The sequence below is a fragment of the Sulfitobacter brevis genome, from assembly GCF_900112755.1.
Lineage (GTDB): Bacteria > Pseudomonadota > Alphaproteobacteria > Rhodobacterales > Rhodobacteraceae > Sulfitobacter > Sulfitobacter brevis.
The window spans coordinates 81599-102924 of the sequence record NZ_FOMW01000010.1; the positions used below are offsets into that span (position 1 = coordinate 81599).

At 59.5% G+C, this 21326-nt stretch carries 19 protein-coding genes and 1 tRNA gene; 16 read left to right on the forward strand and 4 right to left on the reverse strand.

The genetic code is table 11. The features are described from left to right. The first annotated feature begins 111 nt into the window (after nt 1–111). Together nudC and BM174_RS14290 are read left to right on the forward strand one after the other, a co-directional pair. On the forward strand, nt 112–1080 hold the full coding sequence (gene nudC / locus BM174_RS14285) for an NAD(+) diphosphatase (protein WP_093924531.1): 969 nt from the start codon (nt 112–114) through the stop codon (nt 1078–1080). A gap of 63 nt (nt 1081–1143) precedes the next feature. After that, nucleotides 1144–1611: an SRPBCC family protein gene (locus BM174_RS14290; RefSeq protein ID WP_093924532.1), complete on the forward strand. Its 468-nt coding sequence runs from the start codon at nt 1144–1146 to the stop codon at nt 1609–1611. 41 nt (nt 1612–1652) lie between these two features. Here BM174_RS14290 and BM174_RS14295 read toward each other — a convergent pair whose 3' ends face one another. Further along, nucleotides 1653–2495: a prephenate dehydratase gene (locus tag BM174_RS14295; protein ID WP_093924533.1), complete on the reverse strand. Its 843-nt coding sequence runs from the start codon at nt 2493–2495 to the stop codon at nt 1653–1655. A 144-nt stretch (nt 2496–2639) separates the two neighbouring features. On the opposite strand from BM174_RS14295, the gene BM174_RS14300 reads away from it, so the two are divergent. From BM174_RS14300 to BM174_RS14320, 5 genes are all read left to right on the forward strand, one after another. Beyond that, entirely contained in the window at nt 2640–3143 is a 504-nt protein-coding gene (locus tag BM174_RS14300; protein WP_093924534.1) for a c-type cytochrome, read from the forward strand. Nucleotides 3144–3317: 174 nt separating this feature from the next. Then, nucleotides 3318–5270: an extracellular solute-binding protein gene (locus BM174_RS14305; RefSeq protein ID WP_093924535.1), complete on the forward strand. Its 1953-nt coding sequence runs from the start codon at nt 3318–3320 to the stop codon at nt 5268–5270. Between the two features lie 9 nt (nt 5271–5279). Continuing rightward, the gene (locus tag BM174_RS14310) at nt 5280–6362 is read left to right on the forward strand and encodes a microcin C ABC transporter permease YejB (RefSeq protein WP_093924536.1); all 1083 of its coding nucleotides are present in this window, start codon (nt 5280–5282) and stop codon (nt 6360–6362) included. After that, entirely contained in the window at nt 6362–7540 is a 1179-nt protein-coding gene (locus BM174_RS14315) for an ABC transporter permease (protein ID WP_245766380.1), read from the forward strand. The genes BM174_RS14310 and BM174_RS14315 overlap by 1 nt, the downstream gene beginning before the upstream one ends. Then, nucleotides 7537–9114, forward strand: a complete 1578-nt coding sequence (locus tag BM174_RS14320; RefSeq protein ID WP_093924537.1) for an ABC transporter ATP-binding protein — start codon at nt 7537–7539, stop codon at nt 9112–9114. The genes BM174_RS14315 and BM174_RS14320 overlap by 4 nt, the downstream gene beginning before the upstream one ends. Nucleotides 9115–9248: 134 nt before the next feature. On the opposite strand, the gene BM174_RS14325 is transcribed toward BM174_RS14320, so the two are convergent. Together BM174_RS14325 and BM174_RS14330 are read right to left on the reverse strand one after the other, a co-directional pair. After that, a complete protein-coding gene (locus BM174_RS14325) occupies nt 9249–10751 on the reverse strand; it encodes a D-alanyl-D-alanine carboxypeptidase family protein (protein WP_093924538.1) in 1503 nt (500 codons plus the stop codon). Between the two features lie 285 nt (nt 10752–11036). Continuing rightward, nucleotides 11037–11741, reverse strand: a complete 705-nt coding sequence (locus BM174_RS14330; protein ID WP_093924539.1) for an HAD family hydrolase — start codon at nt 11739–11741, stop codon at nt 11037–11039. A gap of 89 nt (nt 11742–11830) precedes the next feature. Between BM174_RS14330 and clpS the strand changes: the two genes are divergently transcribed. Genes clpS through BM174_RS14345 form a run of 3 tightly spaced genes read left to right on the forward strand, consistent with a single transcriptional unit; the run spans nt 11831 to nt 13993 of the window. Next, on the forward strand, nt 11831–12172 hold the full coding sequence (clpS, locus tag BM174_RS14335) for an ATP-dependent Clp protease adapter ClpS (protein WP_093924540.1): 342 nt from the start codon (nt 11831–11833) through the stop codon (nt 12170–12172). A 3-nt stretch (nt 12173–12175) separates the two neighbouring features. Next, complete coding sequence (locus BM174_RS14340) at nt 12176–13171, forward strand: class I SAM-dependent methyltransferase (RefSeq protein WP_093924541.1); 996 nt, start codon at nt 12176–12178, stop codon at nt 13169–13171. Nucleotides 13172–13192: 21 nt separating this feature from the next. Then, on the forward strand, nt 13193–13993 hold the full coding sequence (locus BM174_RS14345) for an SDR family NAD(P)-dependent oxidoreductase (RefSeq protein WP_093924542.1): 801 nt from the start codon (nt 13193–13195) through the stop codon (nt 13991–13993). Nucleotides 13994–14155: 162 nt separating this feature from the next. On the opposite strand, the gene BM174_RS14350 is transcribed toward BM174_RS14345, so the two are convergent. Further along, nucleotides 14156–14713: a fasciclin domain-containing protein gene (locus BM174_RS14350; protein ID WP_245766381.1), complete on the reverse strand. Its 558-nt coding sequence runs from the start codon at nt 14711–14713 to the stop codon at nt 14156–14158. Between the two features lie 218 nt (nt 14714–14931). Here BM174_RS14350 and BM174_RS14355 point away from each other — a divergent pair. The 6 genes from BM174_RS14355 (at nt 14932) to BM174_RS14380 (ending at nt 21271) form a co-directional block, all read left to right on the forward strand. Further along, nucleotides 14932–15008, forward strand: a tRNA-Met gene (locus BM174_RS14355). 321 nt (nt 15009–15329) lie between these two features. After that, the gene (locus tag BM174_RS14360) at nt 15330–16364 is read left to right on the forward strand and encodes a TRAP transporter substrate-binding protein (RefSeq protein ID WP_093924543.1); all 1035 of its coding nucleotides are present in this window, start codon (nt 15330–15332) and stop codon (nt 16362–16364) included. Nucleotides 16365–16421: 57 nt separating this feature from the next. Continuing rightward, nucleotides 16422–17447, forward strand: coding sequence for a TRAP transporter substrate-binding protein (locus BM174_RS14365; RefSeq protein WP_093924544.1), 1026 nt, complete (start codon nt 16422–16424; stop codon nt 17445–17447). 79 nt (nt 17448–17526) lie between these two features. After that, entirely contained in the window at nt 17527–18108 is a 582-nt protein-coding gene (locus BM174_RS14370) for a TRAP transporter small permease (protein ID WP_093924545.1), read from the forward strand. A 1-nt stretch (nt 18109) separates the two neighbouring features. After that, a complete protein-coding gene (locus BM174_RS14375) occupies nt 18110–19429 on the forward strand; it encodes a TRAP transporter large permease (protein WP_093924546.1) in 1320 nt (439 codons plus the stop codon). Nucleotides 19430–19450: 21 nt separating this feature from the next. Continuing rightward, the gene (locus tag BM174_RS14380; protein WP_143092461.1) at nt 19451–21271 is read left to right on the forward strand and encodes a feruloyl-CoA synthase; all 1821 of its coding nucleotides are present in this window, start codon (nt 19451–19453) and stop codon (nt 21269–21271) included. The last annotated feature ends 55 nt before the right edge of the window (nt 21272–21326 follow it).

The following is a 21326-nucleotide window of genomic DNA, read 5'->3' on the forward strand; positions in this document are numbered from 1 at the left end:
GATTGTCGCTATACCGCACGCAGCTAGAGCATTGCTTTTGCGGCTCCGATCATGCCAGTGCTATAGGCAGTGCGCCACCAGAGCGGCAGAAATCTGTTGAGGACTAGAAACATGCAGCACGCCGAGCAGGTGACATTCGGAGGGTCGGCGCTTGATCGTGCGGGCGAAATACGCAGCAATCCGGACGCAGTAACCGCGGCTTTGGCCCACCCCGATAGCAAGGCAATCCTGTTTTGGCGTGGCAAGCCGCTGCTTTCAATGGCGCGGCCTGCGGGGCTGGTGCGTCTTGCGATGGATCATCCGGTGCTACAACAAGCCTCGGCCGATATGATCTTGCTCGGGCGCGAAGACGGTGCCGCACGCTTTGCCTGCGATATTTCCGGTTGGACCCCCGAAGACCTTGATGGCGCGACGCTCGACAGCTTTCTGGACGCGAGCGAACAGCGCCACCCCTTGTTGGAAGACGACACGGCATTTGCTGAGTTGCGGCGGGTGATGACATGGCTCACTCCGCGCGATGCGGAGCTTGCCGCCACCGGCAAAGCCATTCTGGATTGGCATGAAAGTCACGGGTTCTGTGCGCGCTGCGGCGGTAAATCCGACGTCGCACAGGCGGGCTGGCAGCGGGTATGTACGGTTTGCAATGCCAGCCATTTCCCCCGCACCGATCCTGTTGTGATCATGTTGATCACGACCGGAAACTCGGTGCTTATGGGGCGGTCGCCGTTCTGGCCGGAAGGGATGTTTTCGCTGCTTGCTGGATTCGTCGAGCCGGGCGAGACCTTGGAGGCTGCGGTGCGCCGCGAGGTTTTTGAAGAAGCGGGCGTGCGGGTCGGGGCGGTTAGTTATTTGGCGAGCCAGCCTTGGCCGTTTCCGGCCTCGCTGATGTTTGGTTGTCGTGGCGAGGCGCTGAGCACCGAGATCACTATTGACCCCGTCGAGATTGAAGACGCGATGTGGGTCAGCCGTGAAGAGATGATGCAGGTTTTCGCAGGCGAGCACCCGCGGATTTTGCCAGCCCGAAAGGGTGCCATTGCACATTTTTTATTAGAGAACTGGCTTGCAGATACGCTTGATTGACGCAACAATATATTAACAACTGTGCTGGCAGCCTGCGCTAGCGATTAGGCGAGAGGCCCCCGCATGATCTTTTCCACCAAAGAAGATATCGAAGCCCCCATTGGGGCGGTCTTTGCCATGTTGTGCGACTTTGAAGGTTTTGAGCGGTCTGCCATGCGGCGCGGCGCCGAGGTCCAGCGGGTGGACCGGCTCAGCTCGCCCGGTGTCGGGATGACATGGAACGCGGCCTTTAAAATGCGCGGTAAAAAGCGCGAGATGCAGGTCGAGATGGTGACTTTTGACAAACCCAACGAGATGGTGCTGGAAAGCACTTCGCCGGGGCTAATCGGCCAGATGCGCTTTGATTTGATCGCCCTGTCGCGCAGCCGCACCCGCATCAGTGTCGAGCTTGAGGTCAAGCCTTTGAACCTTTCGGCCCGATTGTTGGTGCAATCGCTGAAGCTGGGTAAAACCAAGCTAGCGCAAAAGTACAAGCTACGCGTTGCTGAATATGCGAAAACCATGGAAGAGCGTCATGCCAAGTCTGCTTAAAGGCGCAGCCTTAAGCTGAAAAAGGCACGGCCCCGGTCCCGCTAGCCCCGGCCCGCGCTGGCCGGATAGACCCCGAGAATTTCCAGCATATTGGTGAAATACCCCAACTCCTCAAGCGCGCGGGCAACAGGCGGGTCTTCGGGGTGGCCTTCGATATCGGCGTAAAACTGGGTCGCGGTGAACGACCCGCCCACCATATAGCTTTCAAGCTTGGTCATGTTGACGCCGTTGGTCGCGAAACCGCCCATCGCTTTGTAGAGCGCGGCAGGGATGTTGCGCACTTCAAAGACGAAAGTTGTCAGCATCTTGCCACCGCGCCGCGCCAGATCAATTTCTGGCGACATCAGCAAAAAGCGGGTGGTGTTGTGATCCATATCCTCGATATCGCGCGCCAGCACCTCCAGCCCGTGGATATCGGCGGCAACCTCACTGGCCAGCACGCCTTCGCGAGACCCCTCAGCCTCGGCCAGCTCGGCAGCCGCACCTGCACTATCGGCAGCAGCCTCCGAGGTGATGCCATGCGCATCGAGAAAGCTGCGCGCCTGCGGCAGCAGTACCAGATGGGCGCGGACGTGTTTGACGTCGCTCAGCGCCACACCGGGGCGGGCCATCAGCGCAATGCGGACCCGGACAAAGGCTTCGCCAATGATGTGCAGTCCGCTTTCGGGCAGCAAACGGTGGATATCGGCTACACGGCCGTAGGTGGTGTTTTCGACGGGCAGCATCGCCAGATCGGCGCGGCCTTCACGTACGGCGCGGAACACGCCTTCGAACGTGGTGCAGGGCACGGGGATCGCATCGGGGGATGCCTGCATGCAGGCCTCGTGGCTATAGGCGCCAAGCGCGCCCTGAAAGGCAATGCGCGGGGTGTTTTGTGCTGGCATGGGCGCGGTCCTTCAAGCTGCGGGGCAGGGCAGGGCAATTGGTCGCGGTAACTACACCTTGCCTGCGCGGAGGGAAAGCAATAGATACGCCGCTGACACCGCTCGATTATCAAGCCCAGATTACCAAACAATGGACCATGCCCCATGTTCGACACGATGACCGTCACCAAAGTTGCCGCCGGCCTTTTCGGAGCCTGGCTTATCCTTCTTCTGGGCAAATGGGCCGGAGAAGAGCTGTACGCTGCCGAAGCCCACGGCGAACCATCCTATGTGATTGAAGTCGCAGATGCAGGTGGTGACGCAGGTGGAGAAGAGGTCGATTTTGCAGCGATCCTTGCTAGCGCAGACGTTGAGAGCGGCGCAAAGATCTTCAAGAAATGCTCGGCCTGCCACAAAGCGGTTGAAGGCGAAAATGCTGTTGGCCCTTACCTTTATGGTGTGGTTGGCCGCCCCGCCGACAGCGCCGATGGCTTTGGCTATTCCGGTGCGTTGGAAAAAGTGGTCGACGTCTGGACGCCTGAGCACCTGAACGGCTTCCTCGCCAGCCCCAAAGGCTATGCACCGGGCACGTCGATGGGTTTCGCCGGTTTGAAAAAGGTCGAAGACCGTGCCGACGTCATTGCCTATCTCGACAGCCTCGACGGCTGATCCGAATAGAATTTATGGAAAAGGCCGCGCATGTCGCGGCCTTTTTTCGTATCCGCCCCCTGCGCCGTGGGCGGATCGCCTCCAGATAACATATTCGCAACTTGTATCTTGGCCCCCAGCACCATTAGCCTAGATTTCGACGCAGTGCGTATTGCGAACCTAAGGATGTGCCTGATGACAAGTGCCCAGAGCCGGACCCAGACCCAGACCCGTACCGCCACCCGTGCCAAGCCGCCGTTCGGGGCGCTTCATCTAGGGGCGCTGATCGTGGCGGGAACCGCGCTGGTTTGGGGCGCTGCCGCCCTTGCGCAAGACGAGAAGATCGTCAAAAGCCACGGCTACTCGTTCTATGGCAATCTGACCTATCCCGCGGATTACACCCATTTCGATTACGTGAACCCCGATGCCCCAAAGGGCGGCGAGATTTCCTTTTCCGCGCTGGGCACCTTTGATTCGATGAACCCCTACAGCCGTAAGGGCCGTGGCGGGGCGCTGTCCTATATGATGTACGAAAGCTTGCTCGGTGAAGGCACCGGCAACGAATCTGCCCCTGCGGATGTCTATGGCGAGCAGTATTGCCTGCTTTGCGAAAGCCTCGAATACCCCGAGAGCAAGGCGTGGGTGATCTTTCACATGCGCAAGGACGCCAAGTTCTCGACCGGCGATCCCGTGACCGCGCATGACATTGAGTTCAGCCATAATTTGCTGCTGGATCAGGGTCTGCAATCCTATGCCGATGCGGTGCGCAAGCGCATCCCCAAGGTCGAAGTGATCGACGATTACACCATCAAGTTCTACTTTGCCGAAGACATCTCGCGCCGCAGCCTGATTGATCAGGTCGGTGGTGTGCCTGCGTGGTCGAAAAAGTGGTTTGATGAAACCGGCGCGCGGTTGGATGAAAGCCGCCTGACGACCTCGCCCGGTTCTGGCCCTTATGTGGTGGACAAGGTCGATGTGAATCGCCGCATCACCTATAAACGCAACCCTGAATATTGGGGCAATGACCTGCCGTTCAATGTGGGCCGCAACAACTTCGACACCATACGCGTTGAATATTTCGGTGACGATACGGCCGCATTCGAGTCGTTCAAGGCGGGGGAATACACCTTCCGGTCTGAGGGAGATTCGCGGCAATGGGCGACGGGCTATGACTTCCCCAAGGTCGACGAGGGCTATGTTGTAAAAGAGGAAATCGCTGACGGTGCACCGCCGACGGCCAGCGGGATCGTGTTCAACCTTGCGTCCGAGCCGTTCAAAGACGTGCGGGTGCGCCAAGCTGTGGCGCTGGCGTTCAACTTTGAATGGACTAACGAGTCGCTGCAATACGGGCTTTTCGCGCCGCGTGCTTCTTTCAGTCAGGACACGCCGCTGATGGCCAAAGGCGCGCCTGAGGGGGCCGAACTGACGTTCCTGCAAGAGCTCGGTGATCTGGTGCCGCCTGAGATGATGAGTGAAGAGGCGGTCGTGCCCCATACCTCCGATGCGTCGCGTCTACAGGACCGCCGCAATCTGCGCCGCGCAATGGGGCTGTTGGATGAAGCGGGCTATGCCGTGGGCGACACCGGCAAGCGCGTCGGGCCGGATGGCAAACCGCTGCGGCTGACCTTTTTGCTGAACTCGTCCGGCTCGCCAACCCTGCGGGCGGTGGTTGAAAACATCATGGCGAATGTGGATGCGATGGGCATCGAAGCTGTGCTCGAAAACGTTGATAGCGCGCAATATACCTCGCGTGAACGCGACCGCGATTACGACATGGTGTTTGATTCCTATCCGTCGCTCTTGGGCACCGGCACCGGCCTTGCCCAGCGTTTCGGCTCCGAGGCGGCGACCTATTCGCTTTTCAACCCTGCTGGCCTTGCCAGCCCGCTGGTCGATGCGATCATCGAAAAGTCGCTCGCCGCCCAAACGCAGGAGGAGGAAGACGCCTCCATCATGGCGCTGGACCGCGCGCTACGGCACGAGTTTTTCATGATCCCCGTCTGGTACAAGCCGACTTTCTGGGTCGCCTACTATGACCAGTACGAACACCCCAAGGAGCAACCTGCCTATGCGCTGGGGTATCTCGATTTCTGGTGGTACAATGCCGAAAAAGCAGAAAAATTGCGTGCCGCTGGCGCGCTGCGGTAGATCGGAAACATGGGCGCCTATATTCTTCGACGGCTATTGCTGATTATTCCCACGCTTGTCGGGATCATGATCATCAATTTCGCACTTGTGCAGTTTGTTCCCGGTGGTCCGGTGGAGCAGGCCATCGCCCGTATTCAGGGCGGTGGTGACGTGTTCTCCGGCTTTGCAGGGGGCGATGAAGGCGGCGGCAATGCCGCACTCGCCAATGAAAACTACGTTGGTGCGCGGGGCCTGCCGCCGGAATTCATCGCCGAGCTTGAACGCGAATACGGCTTTGACAAGCCACCCGTTCAGCGGTTTTTCAACATGATGTGGAACTACGCCCGATTTGATTTTGGCGAGAGCTATTTCCGGTCAATCAGCGTCATTGATCTGGTTAAAGAAAAGCTGCCGGTCTCGATTACGCTGGGGCTTTGGTCAACGCTGATCGCCTATATCGTGTCGATCCCGCTGGGCATCGCCAAGGCGGTGCGCGATGGCAGCAGCTTTGACACCTGGACCAGTGGCGCAATCATCGCGGCCTATGCGATCCCCGGCTTCTTGTTCGCGATCCTGCTGCTGGTGCTCTTTGCGGGCGGCTCCTATTGGCAGCTCTTCCCCCTGCGTGGGCTGACCAGCGACAATTGGCAAACCCTGTCGCCCTTGGGCAAGGTGTTGGACTATTTCTGGCACATCGCGCTGCCGGTGCTGGCTTCGACCATTTCGGCCTTTGCGACGCTGACACTGCTGACGAAAAACAGCTTTCTCGACGAGATCAAAAAGCACTATGTGATGACCGCCCGCGCCAAGGGCCTGTCCGAGAGCAAGGTGCTGTATGGTCATGTGTTCCGCAACGCGATGCTGATTGTGATCGCAGGCTTTCCGGCAGTGTTTATCGGGGTGTTCTTTGGTGGTTCGCTGATTATCGAAACGATCTTCTCGCTGGATGGCTTGGGGCGCTTGGGCTTCGAGGCCGCGGTGGCGCGGGACTACCCGATTGTCTTTGGCACGCTGTTCATCTTTGGCCTGATCGGGCTGGTGGTCGGCATCCTGTCGGACCTCATGTATGTGCTGGTCGATCCACGCATTGATTTCGAGCGGCGGGAAGGCTGATGAGCACAGTATCAAACGATGACCGCGTACCTGGTCAGGACGCGCCGCCTCCCGTTACGCCTACGCGGCGCAGGTGGCTGTCACCGCTGAACCAGCGGCGCTGGCGCAACTTTACCCGCAACCGCCGTGCCTTTTGGTCGCTGTGGATATTCGCGGTGCTGTTTGGCGTCTCGCTGTTTGCCGAGTTCGTGGCCAACGACAAGCCGATCCTCGTGAGCTATCGCGGCGAATACTATACGCCGATCTTCAACTTTTACCCTGAAACTGCTTTTGGCGGCGATTTCCAGACCGAGGCCGCCTACCGCGACCCCGAGGTGCGCTGCCTGATTGCGACGGGCGGGCTGGAGCAATGTTTTGACGACCCTGACGCTTTTCTGGCCGATGCACAGGACGGGGTGATTGACGGCACGGAGATTGACCAAGGCTGGGCGCTTTGGCCGCCGATCCCCTATTCGTTCAACACCTCCGTGGACCGCCCCGGTGCCGCGCCGCTGCCGCCCAATGCGCAGAACTGGCTGGGCACCGACGGCACCAAACGTGATGTGCTGGCGCGGGTGATCCACGGCTTCCGTCTGTCGATCCTGTTCACGCTAATCGTCACCGGCCTCGCCAGTTTGATCGGGATTATCGCAGGCGCGGTGCAGGGCTTTTTCGGCGGCTGGACCGATCTGATTTTCCAACGGATTATCGAGATCTGGTCCTCCACCCCGTCGCTTTACGTGATCATCATCATGTTCGCGATATTGGGCCGCTCGTTTTGGTTGTTGGTGTTTCTGCTGGTGCTGTTCTCATGGACCTCGCTGGTGGGCGTGGTGCGCGCCGAATTCCTGCGCGCCCGTAACCTTGAGTATGTTCGCGCCGCCCGCGCATTAGGGGTCGGCAACGTGACGATCATGTTCCGCCACATGCTGCCCAACGCCATGGTTGCGACGCTGACAATGCTGCCGTTCATCATCACCGGCACAATCTCGACCCTCGCGATCCTCGACTTCCTCGGCTTCGGCTTGCCGTCCTCGGCCCCCTCGCTGGGGGAGTTGACCTTGCAAGCAAAGCAAAACCTGCAAGCGCCGTGGCTGGCCTTTACCGCCTTCTTCACCTTTGCGATCATGCTGTCGTTGCTGGTGTTCATCTTCGAAGGCATCCGCGACGCATTCGACCCCAGAAAGACATTCTCGTGAGCCTGTTGGAAGTCAAAGATCTTTGCGTGTCATTCCGGCAGGACGGGCAGCTCACGCAGGCCGTCAAGGGCGTGTCCTTTGCGCTAGAGCGTGGCGAGACCGTGGCGCTGGTCGGCGAAAGCGGCTCGGGGAAGTCGGTCTCGGCGCTGTCGACCGTGTCACTGCTGGGCGATAGTGCGACCGTGACCGGTTCGGTCACCTATGACGGCCAGCAGATGATTGGTGCCAGCGACAAGCTGCTGCGCAAGGTGCGCGGCAATGACATCAGCTTTATCTTTCAAGAACCGATGACCTCGCTCAACCCGCTGCACACCATCGAAAAGCAGTTGGCCGAGAGCCTTGCTTTGCATCAGGGGCTGGCAGGCGATGCTGCGCGGGTGCGTATTCTTGAACTGATGGAAAAGGTTGGCATTCAGGACGCCGAGAGCCGTCTTGGTGCCTATCCGCACCAGCTTTCGGGTGGCCAGCGCCAGCGCGTCATGATCGCGATGGCTCTCGCCAACAAGCCGGACGTGCTGATCGCGGACGAGCCGACAACGGCGCTGGACGTGACCATTCAAGCGCAAATCCTTGATCTGTTGAAGGACCTGAAAGACAGCGAAGGCATGGGCCTGCTGTTCATCACCCACGACCTTGGCATCGTGCGCCGCATCGCTGATCGTGTCTGCGTGATGCAAAAAGGCAAGATCGTCGAGCAGGGGCCAACGCGCGAGATTTTCGATAACCCCCAGCACCCCTACACCAAAAAGCTGCTCAGCGCCGAGCCTGCGGGTCAGCCCGCGCCCATACAGCCCGACGCGCCCGAGATTGTGCGCACCGATCATCTCAAGGTCTGGTTCCCGATCCAGACGGGTCTGCTGCGTCGCACGACGGGTCACGTCAAAGCCGTCAACGACGCAACGCTATCTGTGAGGGCAGGGGAGACTTTGGGCATCGTAGGCGAGTCCGGTTCGGGCAAGACCACGCTCGCGCTGGCGATTATGCGACTGATCTCCTCTGGGGGGGGGATGACCTTTAAGGGCCGCGACCTGCGTAAGCTTTCAACCAAGGAGCTGCGCCGTCTGCGGTCGCAAATGCAGATTGTGTTTCAAGATCCCTTTGGCTCGCTGTCGCCGCGGATGACCTGCTTCCAGATCATCGCGGAGGGACTGGATATTCATAAGGTCGACACCCAGCGGGACCAGCGTGAGTTGGTCAGTGAAGTGATGGTCGAGGTCGGGCTCGACCCCGCCACGATGGACCGCTATCCACATGAGTTTTCCGGCGGCCAGCGTCAGCGTATCGCCATTGCCCGCGCCATGGTGCTACGTCCCAGCCTGTTGGTGCTCGACGAGCCGACCAGCGCGCTCGATATGACCGTGCAGGTGCAGATCGTTGATCTGCTGCGGAATTTGCAGGTTAAATACGGGCTGGCTTATCTATTCATCTCGCATGACCTCAAGGTGGTACGCGCGATGTCGCATAAAGTGATGGTGATGAAGCGCGGCGACGTGGTGGAATACGGCGATGCCGATGATCTCTATAACAACCCGCAGTCCGACTATACGCGGACGCTGCTGCAGGCGACGACCTGAACGTTGGCCCTGCGTGATATGCGCCCTTAAGGCGCAGTTCCACACCCCAACGACACACCCCGAAATAGCGGCGGCCACTGCCCCTTTATGGAGCAGTGGCCGCAATTTAAGCCGCTATGGGTCTGGGTCGGGTTTTAGCTGGGGCCAACCATAAAGCACTGGATGTTGCGCGCAGCTAGGCGGCGGCAGGCCAAATCCGCACCTTCTCGGGTCATGCCGAGGAAGTTTGCGTCATATCCCTGTGGGCGCTTGACGACCTTGCGCAGCGTGCCGTCCAGTGAGGACATCTCTGAAAGGGCGGTTTTCAGCAGAACTTTTTCGGCGGCGTATTGGCTGGGGAAACGGCCTACGTTGACGCCCCAATGTCTGCCACCGGAGGTCGAGACGCGGGTGACGATCTCTTGTTCCACTTGGGCGACCTTCGCAGCTTGATCGACGGGTGCGGCCTGTGGTTCGGTTGTTTCCTGCTGGAGCGCGCGGATCGGCGCGGCGCTTTTAGGTCTCAGGATCGGGGCGATTCCGCTTGCGGTGGCAACACGTACCTCGGCTGGCTGTTCGGGCGCGGGGGTTTTGACGGCTTCGCGCAGGGCGGCGTTGATATCGGCCTTGGACACGGCACTTACGGCAGATTGCTCAGCCGTGGCGACCATAACTTCGGTGATCGGGCGCTGCACGGGGCGCTTGGAGTTGGTGACCGCGCCGACGAGGCGGATGGTCTTGCCTGCGCCCCCAATGGTCGAGCCGGGGACCGCGTCATCGCTGCTTTCGACATCGGCATAGACCGGGGCATCGGGCTTGCGTGTCGGTGCAGAGGCGGGCGCGCGACGGAAGCCGAGGTCCATCAGTTCCGCCACTTTGGCGTTGCGCGATGCGGTGGACTGGCCGCCGAAGACCGTGACGATAATGCGTTCGTTGCCGCGCTCGGCGGAGGCGGTGAGGTTAAAGCCGGCAGCGCGGGTATAGCCGGTTTTGATGCCGTCTGCGCCCTTGTAGGAGCCCAGAAAGCGTCGGTTGGTGTGCGACACCTTGGCGACGCCCGCATCTGCGGTGATCCGCGAGAACAGGTTGTAATACTGCGGATAATCATAAAGCAGGTGCCGCCCCATGATCGTCATGTCATGCGCGGTCGACATATGGCCGTTCTCGGTCAGCCCGTGCGCGTTTTTAAAGGTTGAGCGTGTCATGCCCAGGGCTTGCGCAGTGCGGTTCATCCGGCGGGCGAATTTGGCCTCGGATCCTTCGATGGCTTCGCCGATGGCGGTGGCCGCGTCGTTGGCAGATTTAACGGCTGCGGCGCGAATGAGGTAGCGCAATGCAATGGTCTGGCCGGTGCGCAGGCCGAGCTTGCTTGGCTGCTCTGACGCTGCATTGGCGGAAATCGTGACTTGGCTATCAAGCGAAATCTCGCCCTTCTGGATCGCCTCAAAGGCAATATAGAGAGTCATCATTTTGGTCAGCGAAGCAGGGTGAAGGCGGGTGTTTGCGTTGCTTTCGTGGATCACCTTACCCGTGCGGGCGTCGATGACATAAGCGGCATAGGGGGCCGCGAGGGCCGACATCGGTACGATGACCAATAGCCACAAAGCCGCTAAGAGAAATAGCCCGAAACGGGCCGGCTGAACACGCCGCACCTTCATTGAAAACCTGCCTTATTTACTGCCACAGACCGCCGATTTCTTCGACTGGCCAAATTGTTCTTATACAAACCGTAGCATAGGTTTAAATTCCGATAAAGACTGTGAATTAAGGCAATTGAAAGGAATGGCCGAATGCCGCTGCGCATATCTGGGGGTTGAATTGGGGTGCGGCACTATAGAGGCCAATGTGGCGAGAATGAGGCGACAATTTGCCGTGCACCGCCACATTTCAACCGACTCACTGCGGGTGGTTCAACAGTCGCCAAAAGCGCTCGTTTTGCGCCCTTACAAACCCGATATTTGGCGCGTCAAATCGGGCAATTCCGACAGGTCTCCGATCTCGGCGTAGCGTGTGGATTGCGGGGTTTTGGCGTGCTCGATTTCCCATGTCAGCCCGTACGGAACATAGACGCCCCAGCCGCCCGCATCGATCATCGCTACCACATCCGAACGCATGGAATTGCCCACCATTAGTCCCTGATCCACGCCCGACCCGTGCCCTTCAAAGATGGCGCGATAGGTCTGTGGAGTTTTGTCAGTGACAATCTCGATAGCGTCGAAATGTGCGCGAAGACCTGATTGCGCCAGTTTGCGCTCTTGATCCAACAGGTCGCCTTTGGTGATCAGAACCAGCTTGAACTGGCCTTTAAGCGCCTCCAGCGTCGAGACCACATTCGGCAGCAATTCAACCTCATGAGAGAGCATGTCGCGGCCTGCGGCAAGGATCTCTCCGATCACGGAGGAGGGCACGCGCCCGTCGGTGACCTCGATCGCGGTTTCGATCATCGACAGGGTGAAACCTTTGATCCCGAAACCGTAGTGCGGCAGGTTGCGCTTTTCGGCCTCCAGCAGCCGCGCCATCAGATCGGCCTTCTCGCTATGCTCGGACAGCAGTCCGGCAAAGTGGTCTTGGGTCAGCGCAAAAAAGCGTTCGTTGTGCCAAAGCGTGTCGTCGGCATCAAATCCGATGGTGGTCAGAACGGGGGCCATGGGGTGCTGCCTCTTTTCTAATTGCCTGCAGAGGTTATATAGACGGATACGCGACTCGCAATTCAACCCGCAGGATACCAAACCCAGCAATGCTCTCGCACGAACATATGATGGCAGACCGGCCGCGCGATGATGATCAAACAGATCTTCTGACCAAGTCGAAGCCCAAGACCAAGCGGCCACCGCTCTATAAGGTGTTGCTGCTGAATGATGATTTCACCCCGATGGAGTTTGTCGTTCACATTCTTGAGCGGTTCTTCGGCCTCAATCACGCGCAGGCATTCGAGATCATGCTGACGGTGCATAAAAAGGGGCTGGCCGTCGTGGGTGTTTTCAGCCACGAGATTGCCGAGACAAAGGTGGCGCAGGTGATGGACTTTGCCCGTCGCCACCAGCACCCGCTGCAATGTACAATGGAAAAAGAAGAGTAATCAGTGATAGATGCCCGGCTACAGCTGGCGCTAGACGGGAGCGGGCTTGAAGTGCCCGAAGAGGGGCAGATCGCGATCTTCCGTCCTTCGGTTGATGCCGATTTGGCCGGCCTTCCCGTTGAGCGCTGTAAGATCATTCAGGATTTCAAACCGTTTCACGACGCTTGGGCGGCGCGGGGTTATGACGTGGCACAGGTCACGCAAGAACGCTTTGCCATGGCGATTGTCTGTCTGCCCCGCTCCAAGGTCGAGGCGCGCGCGCTGATCGCCGAAGCCTGCGCCGTGTGCGACGGGCAGGTGGTGATCGACGGGCAAAAGACCGACGGCATTGATTCCATTCTGCGCGAGGTCCGTGGCCGGGTGACCGTGCAGGGCCCGATTTCCAAGGCCCATGGCAAACTCTTTTGGATCGACACGCCCTCGACCGACTTTTTCGAAGATTGGGTTGCTGGACCTGCACTGACCGAAGGTGGGTTCTGGACTGCGCCGGGCGTGTTTTCGGCGGATGGCGTCGATCTGGCGTCGGCTCTGTTGGTCGATGCTTTGCCCGAAAAGCTCGGGGCCGAAGTGGTTGATCTGGGCGCGGGTTGGGGCTTTTTGTCGGCGCATCTGCTGACCCGTCCCGAAGTGAAGACCCTGCATGTCGTTGAAGCGGGGCATATGGCGCTGGAATGCGCGCGGCACAATATCACCGATCCCCGCGCCCGCTTCTTGTGGGAGGATGCCACAACGTGGGCGCCGCCGCATAAAATCGATACCGTGGTGATGAACCCGCCATTTCACACCGGACGCGCCGCAGAGCCGCAGATTGGTCAGGCCTTTGTCGCCGCTGCCGCGCGGATATTGTCGGGCCATGGCAACCTGTGGATGGTCGCCAACCGCCATTTGCCCTACGAGGCCGAGCTTCGGACCCGGTTTGCGCATGTCGAAGAACGCGGCGGCGATGCCCGCTTCAAGCTGTTTCATGCGGCACGGCCCCTACGGCTGAAACGCAGTTAATAAAGAGTAAGGATCGCCCAGATGTCATTTTCGATCACTGGCAAAACGGCCATCATCACCGGATCGGCGACTGGCATCGGCCTCGCACTTGCGCGTCACTTCGCGGATCAGGGCGCCAATGTGATGTGTGCCGATAGCGATGAAAAGAAGCTGGTCGAAGAGTTCGGCAGCGCGCCGGATGACGGCAATGTCCGCCGGTTTGCCGGCGACCTGCGCGAACGGCTGACCCTCGCAAACCTCGTCTCGGCAACGATTGATGCCTTCGATCAGGTCGATATTTTGGTCAATGCGTCGCGCCAGTTGGTGCAGACCGATGCCTTGGATCCGGACGATACATCAGTCAGCACCTTGCTGGAGAGCAATCTGGCGACATCGCTGCATCTGTCGCGCTTGGTGGCAAAGCGGATGATCAAACAGGCCGAGGACCAGACCGAGGGGCAGGTCGGCTCGATCATCAACCTCAGCTCCATCGCGGCGCATCAGGTTCAGCCTGAGCTTATGGGCTATTCCATCGCCGCCGCCGCGGTCGAGCAGATGACGCGGTCGATGGCGGTTGTTTTGGCCGAGCACCGTGTGCGGGTGAACGCGATATCTTTCGGCTCGGTGATGAGCGGCTCTTTGCGGGCGGCGGTCGCTGACAATAAGGAATGGCGTAACAACATCCGCGAGAATACCCCGCTTGGCCGGATCGCCTCGCCCAACGAGCTGTGCGAAGCGGTGCAGTTTCTCGCCGCCGAAAGCTCGGGCTTTATGACTGGCGAAGTCATGGTGATCGACGGGGGCCGCAGCCTGATGGGCGCAGTGAAGGCGCCAGCGCATTAAATACTAGTACAGGCGTTGCGTTGACGGTGGGTTCGCGGCCATTGAGAGGTTCTGCTGGTGCCGCCGCGCTACCATACCCCGCGAACGCAAATCGCCGCCCCCTTTCGGGCGCGGCGATCTTTGTAAGACGCGCTCAGGGTCTGAGCGTGTCCATAACCTGTCTTACTGCTTTGGCAGCATAACGCCGTCGATCACATGGATCACGCCGTTCGACTGTGCGACATCTGCGATCTCGACAAACGCGCCATTGCCGTTCTCATCGGTCAACAGGATGCGACCGTCGTCAGCATAGGTCACGTCAAGCATACAACCGCCCAGTGTCGCCAGAGGGTGGTGTCCTTCGTTGTCGTCCACAAGGCTCTTCAATGCGTCACCCATCACGGTGTCGCTGACCACGTGGCAAGTCAGAACCTGCTGAAGCTGCTCTTTGTTTTCAGGCTTCAGAAGATTGTCGACAGCACCTGCTTCAAGACGGCCGAACGCGTCGTTGGTCGGCGCGAAAACGGTGAAGGGGCCAGCGCCAGACAGCGTTTCAGCCAGACCGGCAGCCTGAACAGCAGCGACCAGCGTGGTGTGATCGGCGGAGTTTACAGCGTTCTCGACGATGTTCTTGATGGCGAACATCTCAGCGCCGCCCACCATCGGATTTTCTGCGGCATGGACAGCGCCTGCGCTGACAGCGATTACGGCGGCGGTCATCATGGATTTAGCAAAATACATTTCAGTCTCCTAAACTTCGGGACGATGAGTGTCCTTATGCAGTTACAACGAACCAGCGGTCGGCATAGTTTCAATCTATTTTAGGGGCAGGGCGCGGCGGGCCGGATTCCGCGCAATATTATTTCGCCCTATTATTAGTGCTGTCAGGAGAAATGAGGCGATGTTGGGGGATTTGGCTCTTGACGGCATCGCAGGGCTGTCCTAATCCACGCGCCGATGGCGTTATAGCTCAGCTGGTTAGAGCGAACGACTCATAATCGTTAGGTCCCTGGTTCAAATCCAGGTAACGCCACCACTTTCCGACCCCTTCGCTCGGAAAACCAGACCCGCCGCGCTTTGTCCAAGCGCGACGCCCCCAACCGGTCCTGCCCAGTTCTTGTGACACACCCTTGCATGGGTCGTTGTGCACTATAATTCCGCGGCCTCGCATTGAGTTTGACGTAACCGTCCTGAGGCGCCTAGCGTAATTGCACGAAAGTGCAAAATGGGGGGAGAAAAACCCGTTTGCACAGGGAGCGAAAGTCGGGTGACAACCGTTTGCGGCTGTCATAGCGTTTCGCGGGGAGCAACGCGTCGGGCCGAGGCCGCACAGGGCCGCCCGAGCTGGGGAGACAACATGCCAATTACACGAAAATCATTTTTGACCACGGCGGGCGCCGCCACACTGGCCGTATTGATGGGCCTGCCCGCCGCGGCGCAGGACGTCACGCTGCGGCTGCACCAGTTTCTGCCCGCACAGGCCAACGTACCAAAGCTGGTTTTGGACGTCTGGGCCGATAAGATCGAGGCCGACAGCGCAGGCCGGATCAAGATCGAGCGCTATCCCGCGATGCAGCTTGGCGGCACCCCGCCCGAGTTGATCGATCAGGCCATCGACGGCGTGGCCGATATCGTCTGGGCCGTAAACGGCTTCACCCCCGGACGTTTCCCGCACACCGAAGTGTTCGAGCTGCCGTTCATGGTGCAAGACGCCCGCGCCGCCAGCCACGCCTATTGGACGATGTTCGACGAACATATGAAGGACACTGATTTCAAGGACGTGCATATCCTTGGTGCTTGGGTCCATGGCCCCGGCATGTTGCACACCAAAGCGCCGGTTAACGTACCTTCGGACCTGCAGGGCATGAAAATCCGTGGCGGTTCGCGGATGGTCAACCAGTTGCTTGAGATCGTCGGCGCGACACCCGTGGGTTTGCCTGTCACCGGCATCCCCGAGGCGCTTTCCAAAGGTGTGATCGACGGCACCACCATCCCTTGGGAGGTCACGACCTCGCTCAAGGTGGCGGAACTGGTTGGCAACCACACCGAATTTGACGGTCCCGCGATCTATGACCTGACCTTCGTACTGGCGATGAACAAAGATAAATACGACAGCATGCCCGACGATCTGAAAAAGATCATCGACGACAACTCCGGTCATGACTTCTCGGTCTTCGCAGGTGGTACGCAGTCCGATGCGGATGGTCCGGCACGCCAGTTGGCAGTGGATGCGGGCAACAACATCATCACCGTCAGCGAAGAAGACGCGAAGAAGTGGGAAGAGATTGCCAAGCCGGTCTATGCCAACTGGATCGCGGACATGGAAAGCAAAGGCATCGACGGTCAGGCCCTGATCGATCAGGCCCGCGCGCTGATGGCCGATTATAAATAAGCCGATGCACGCGCCGCGCAAAAGCGGCGCGGCTTTTATAAAGGGGAGGATCATTCAATGGTCACACGGAAAGCATTTCTGAATTTCGCGGCCGCCGCGGCGCTGTCACTGGCCGCCGGTCAGGCATTCGCGCAGGACGTCACGCTGCGCATGCACCAATTTCTGCCGCCACAGGCCAATGTGCCCAAGCTGGTACTGGATGTTTGGGCCGATAAGGTCGAGGCCGCCAGCGAAGGCCGCATCAAGATCGAGCGCTATGCCTCCATGCAGCTGGGCGGCACCCCGCCCGAGTTGATGGACCAAGCGATTGACGGGGTGGCCGATATTGTCTGGACCGTGGTCGGCTATACGCCTGGCCGCTATCCCAGCACCGAAGTGTTCGAACTGCCGTTCATGGTAACAGACGCGCGTGCGGCATCATCCGCCTATTGGCAGATGTTCGAGACGCACATGAAGGACACCGAGTTCAAAGATGTGCATATTCTGGGCACATGGGTGCATGGCCCCGGCCTTTTGCACACCAACAAAGAAATTCGCACGCCGAGCGACATGCAGGGCATGAAGATCCGCGGCGGCTCGCGCTTGGTGAACCGTCTGCTGGAGATCAACGGCGCGACGCCGGTCGGGATGCCGGTGCCTGCGATCCCGGAAGGGCTTTCCAAAGGTGTGATCGACGGCACCACGATCCCCTGGGAAGTCACCACGGCGCTGCGCGTCTCCGAGCTGGTCAAGAACCACACCGAGTTTGATCCAGCGCTTTATACGCTGACTTTCGTGCTGGCGATGAACCAAGACAAGTACAACGGCCTGCCGGACGATCTGAAGAAGGTTATGGACGATAATTCCGGTCTGGAATTCTCGGTCTTTGCGGGCGGCACGCAGGCCGATGCGGATGGCCCTGCACGTCAGGTCGCTGTCGATGCGGGCAACAATATTGTGACGCTGACTGCTGACGAGACCCAAGAATGGAAAGATGCTTCCCAGCCGATCTATGACGAGTGGATCAAGGAAATGGACGGCAAGGGCATTGACGGTCAAGCGCTGATCGACGAGGCCCGCTCCTTGATGGACGCCTACAAGTAGTCCCACTCTGACCACATGATTTGACCTGCGGCAGCAACAGCTGCCGCAGTTTTTTGTACCCTAATCCGAGCAAATTCCCATGCACCGTCTTGTCCCGTTCCTCGCCCGTTCTACTGCCTTGCTGGGGGGGCTGGTCCTGTTGGGGCTGATCTTATTGACCACAGCATCGATCATCGGGCGTTCGGTAAACAAACTGATGCACGGCGGCTTTTTCCAGGACAGCATGGGCGGGATATCCGAGCTGATTTTGTCCACCGGCGTCGGCGAGATCAACGGCAACTACGAGCTTCTCGAGGCGGGCGTTGCCTTTGCGATCTTTTCCTTCCTGCCGATCTGCCAGCTTTATGGAAGCCATGCCACGGTTGACGTTTTCACCTCTGCGCTGCCGCAGCGGGCCACGCGCTGGATCGTGTTCTTCTGGGAGGCTGTGCTGGCCGCTGTGATCCTACTGATCGTCTGGCAGCTTTTTGGCGGGATGGAGCGGTATATCCGCAATGGGCAAACCACGCTGTTCCTGCAATTTCCGGTCTGGTGGGCCTATGCAGCGAGCTTTGCTGCGGGTGTGGTGGCGGTGATCACCGCCTTCTACTGCGCCGCGATGCGCGCAGCCGAGGCGATGAACAACCGCCAAATCCTTCCTACCGAACACGCGGAGCATTGATGTGACCAACCTAGAACTCGGCTTCTGGTCGTTTCCGATCCTGCTTGTGATGATTTTTCTGCGCGCGCCCATTGGTCTTGCGATGCTGCTGTGTGGATTTGGCGGTTGGTACATGGCGATGGGGGGCAACCCGACGCCACTGCTGGCCAAGCTGAAATCCGAGACCTACACAACTTTTTCGAGCTATTCGCTCAGCATCATTCCAATGTTCCTGCTGATGGGCCAGTTCGCGACGCTGTCGGGCATGTCCAAAGCGCTGTTCAAGGCCGCTGAAAGCTTTCTGGGCCATCGGCGGGGCGGCGTAGCAATGGCCGCTGTCGGGGCCTGTGCGGGCTTTGGTGCAATCTGCGGCTCGTCGCTGGCCACGGCGGCTACCATGTCAAAAGTGGCACTCCCCGAGTTGAAACGTTATGGCTATTCCGGCGGGTTCTCGACGGCGACACTGGCGGCGGGCGGCACGCTGGGCATCCTGATCCCGCCCTCGGTGATCTTGGTAATCTATGCGATCCTGACCGAGCAGAACATCGCCAAACTGTTCCTTGCCGCCTTCATCCCCGGCATCCTCGCCGCCCTTGGCTATATCCTCACCATTTCGATCTATGTGCGGATGAACCCTGACGCGGCGGGCACCCGTCCTGCGGTGCCAATGGCAGACCGTTTCCGCGCGTTGGCCGATACATGGCCGGTGCTGGTGATCTTCTTTATCGTGGTTGGCGGCATCTATCTGGGCTGGTTTACTCCTACCGAAGGCTCGGCCATCGGGGCGGCGGGCACGGGGCTCGTGGCCTTGCTCACAGGCAGTCTCAACTGGTCTGTGCTGCGCGACAGCTTGCTCGGCACCGCCCGCACCACCGCAATGATCTTTTTCATCGTCTTTGGCGCTGCTTTCTACAACGGCTTTCTAGCGCTCAGCGGCGTGCCGCAGTTCATGGCTGATTGGGTAATCACCCAAGGCTTCGGCCCGATTTTCGTGCTCTCGATCATTCTGGTATTCTATCTGATCTTCGGCTGCCTGATGGACAGCCTCTCGATGATCCTGCTGACAGTGCCGATCTTTTTCCCTGTCATCTCGGCAATGGACTTTGGCATGTCGCCTGAACATCTTGCGATCTGGTTCGGTATTCTGGTGCTAATTGTCGTTGAGGTCGGGCTGATTACCCCGCCTGTGGGGATGAACCTGTTCATCATCAACTCGATGGATAACACCACCCCGATCACCCAGACCTACCGCGCGGTGATGTGGTTTGTCGGCTCCGACATCATCCGCGTGATCATTCTGGTCGCCTTTCCCGGCATCACCCTCTTCCTGTTGCCGGGCTGACACCGCACTAAGGAGGCCGCCATGACGTCGCATCTGCACCTTAGCCCCCATAATGTCGGGCGCGAAGATCGTGCAGTTGGGACGATCCTGTTGCACTCGGCCTATGCGCTAGGGCCGGTGGCGCGCTGTAGCGGCGACTGGTTGCACCACTGGGCTGCTACCACGCCAGATCAGGTTTTGCTCGCGGAACGGAGCGGCGCGGGTTGGCGTACCATTACTTACGCGGGTGCGCTGGCGCAGGTGCAGGCGATTGCCGCCAACCTCATGAGCCGCGATCTGGGGCCGGAGCGGCCGATCCTGATCATCTCGGGCAATAGCATTGAACACGCATTGTTGACCCAGGCCGCGCATTACATCGGCGTTCCGGTCGTGCCGGTGGCCGAGCAATACGCGCTGATCCCCGCTGCCCATACGCGGTTGGAGTATGTTGCAAAGCTGGTCACCCCCGGCATGGTTTTCGCACAGGACGCGACTCAATACGGCGCAGCACTGGCGCTGCCGTTCTTTGCAGGGGTTGAGGCTGTCTCGGTCGTGCCTGCGACTAGTGGAGCGACCGATTTCGCCAGTCTGTTGCGACCCGCTGACGCCGATATCGCCAGCGCCTTTGCGGCTGTCGGCCCCGATACGCTGGCCAAGATCCTGCTGACCTCGGGGTCGACCTCAGACCCAAAAGGCGTGCTGACCACCCAGCGGATGATGACCACCAATCAGGCCCAGCTGGCGCAGTGCCTGCCGTTTCTGAAGACCCGCCCGCCGGTGATTGTCGATTGGTTGCCGTGGAACCACGTGTTTGGGGGCTCGCACAACTTCAACCTGATGCTGGCCAATGGCGGCAGCGTTTACATCGACAGCGGCAAGCCCGTCGCAGGGCTGTTTGAGCGCACCGTGGAAAACCTGCGCCTGCAGCCTGCGACGCTCAGCTTCAATGTCCCTGTCGGTTTTGCCCAGCTTGTCGCCGCGCTGGCGCAGGACAGCACTTTGCGTGAGACCTATTTCGCCAATCTCGATATGATCTTTTATGCGGGTGCCTCGTTGCCGCAGGACACATGGCGCGCGTTGGAGGGTATGGCGCTGGAGACCTGCGGCCAGCTGCCGCTGATCACGACCTCATGGGGGCTGACCGAAACCGCGCCTGCCGCCCTGATCAGTCACCAGCCTGCCAAGGGTGCGGGGATCGTTGGCGTTCCGGTGCCGGGCCTGTCGGTCAAGCTGGTACCCGAAGCGGGCAGTGCGCGTTTCGGAGTGCGAGTAAAAGGCGACAGCATCACGCAGGGCTATCTGAAAAACCCCGCCAAAACCGAAGCCGCCTTTGACGACGAAGGCTATTTCCTGACCGACGACGCGATGAGCTTTGCGGATCCGGCAGATATGAACCTCGGCTTGAAGTTCGAAGGCCGCATCAGTGAGGATTTCAAACTGACGACCGGCACGTGGGTGCGGGCGGCGGCCTTGCGGCTCGACCTTTTAACGGCGCTCGCACCATTCGCGCAAGACATCGTAATCGCAGGCGAGGGGCGTGCCTCGATTGGCGTGCTGATGGTGCCAAACCGCGCCGCGATTGTCGCGCAGGGGTGGGAGTTGTCCGAGGATTCGGGCGCGTTGATCTGCGCGCCGTTGTTCGATGCCTTGCGCAGGCGGCTGTCGGATCACGCCGCAGCTGCGACCGGCAGTGCGACGCGGGTGAGTGCCGCGCTGATTCTGTCCGAACCGCCCTCAATGGGTGAGGGTGAGGCGACGGCCAAGGGCAACCTCAACTTTGCGAGGCTCTTGCAGCGCTGTGCAGCGCTTGTGGGGAGGCTATTTGACCCAACGGACCCTGCTTGCATCGAAATTGAGCATTAAAGTGCACTGATCTCGGCGTCCGGTTGCGGATTGTGCTGAAAGGTGCACAATAACG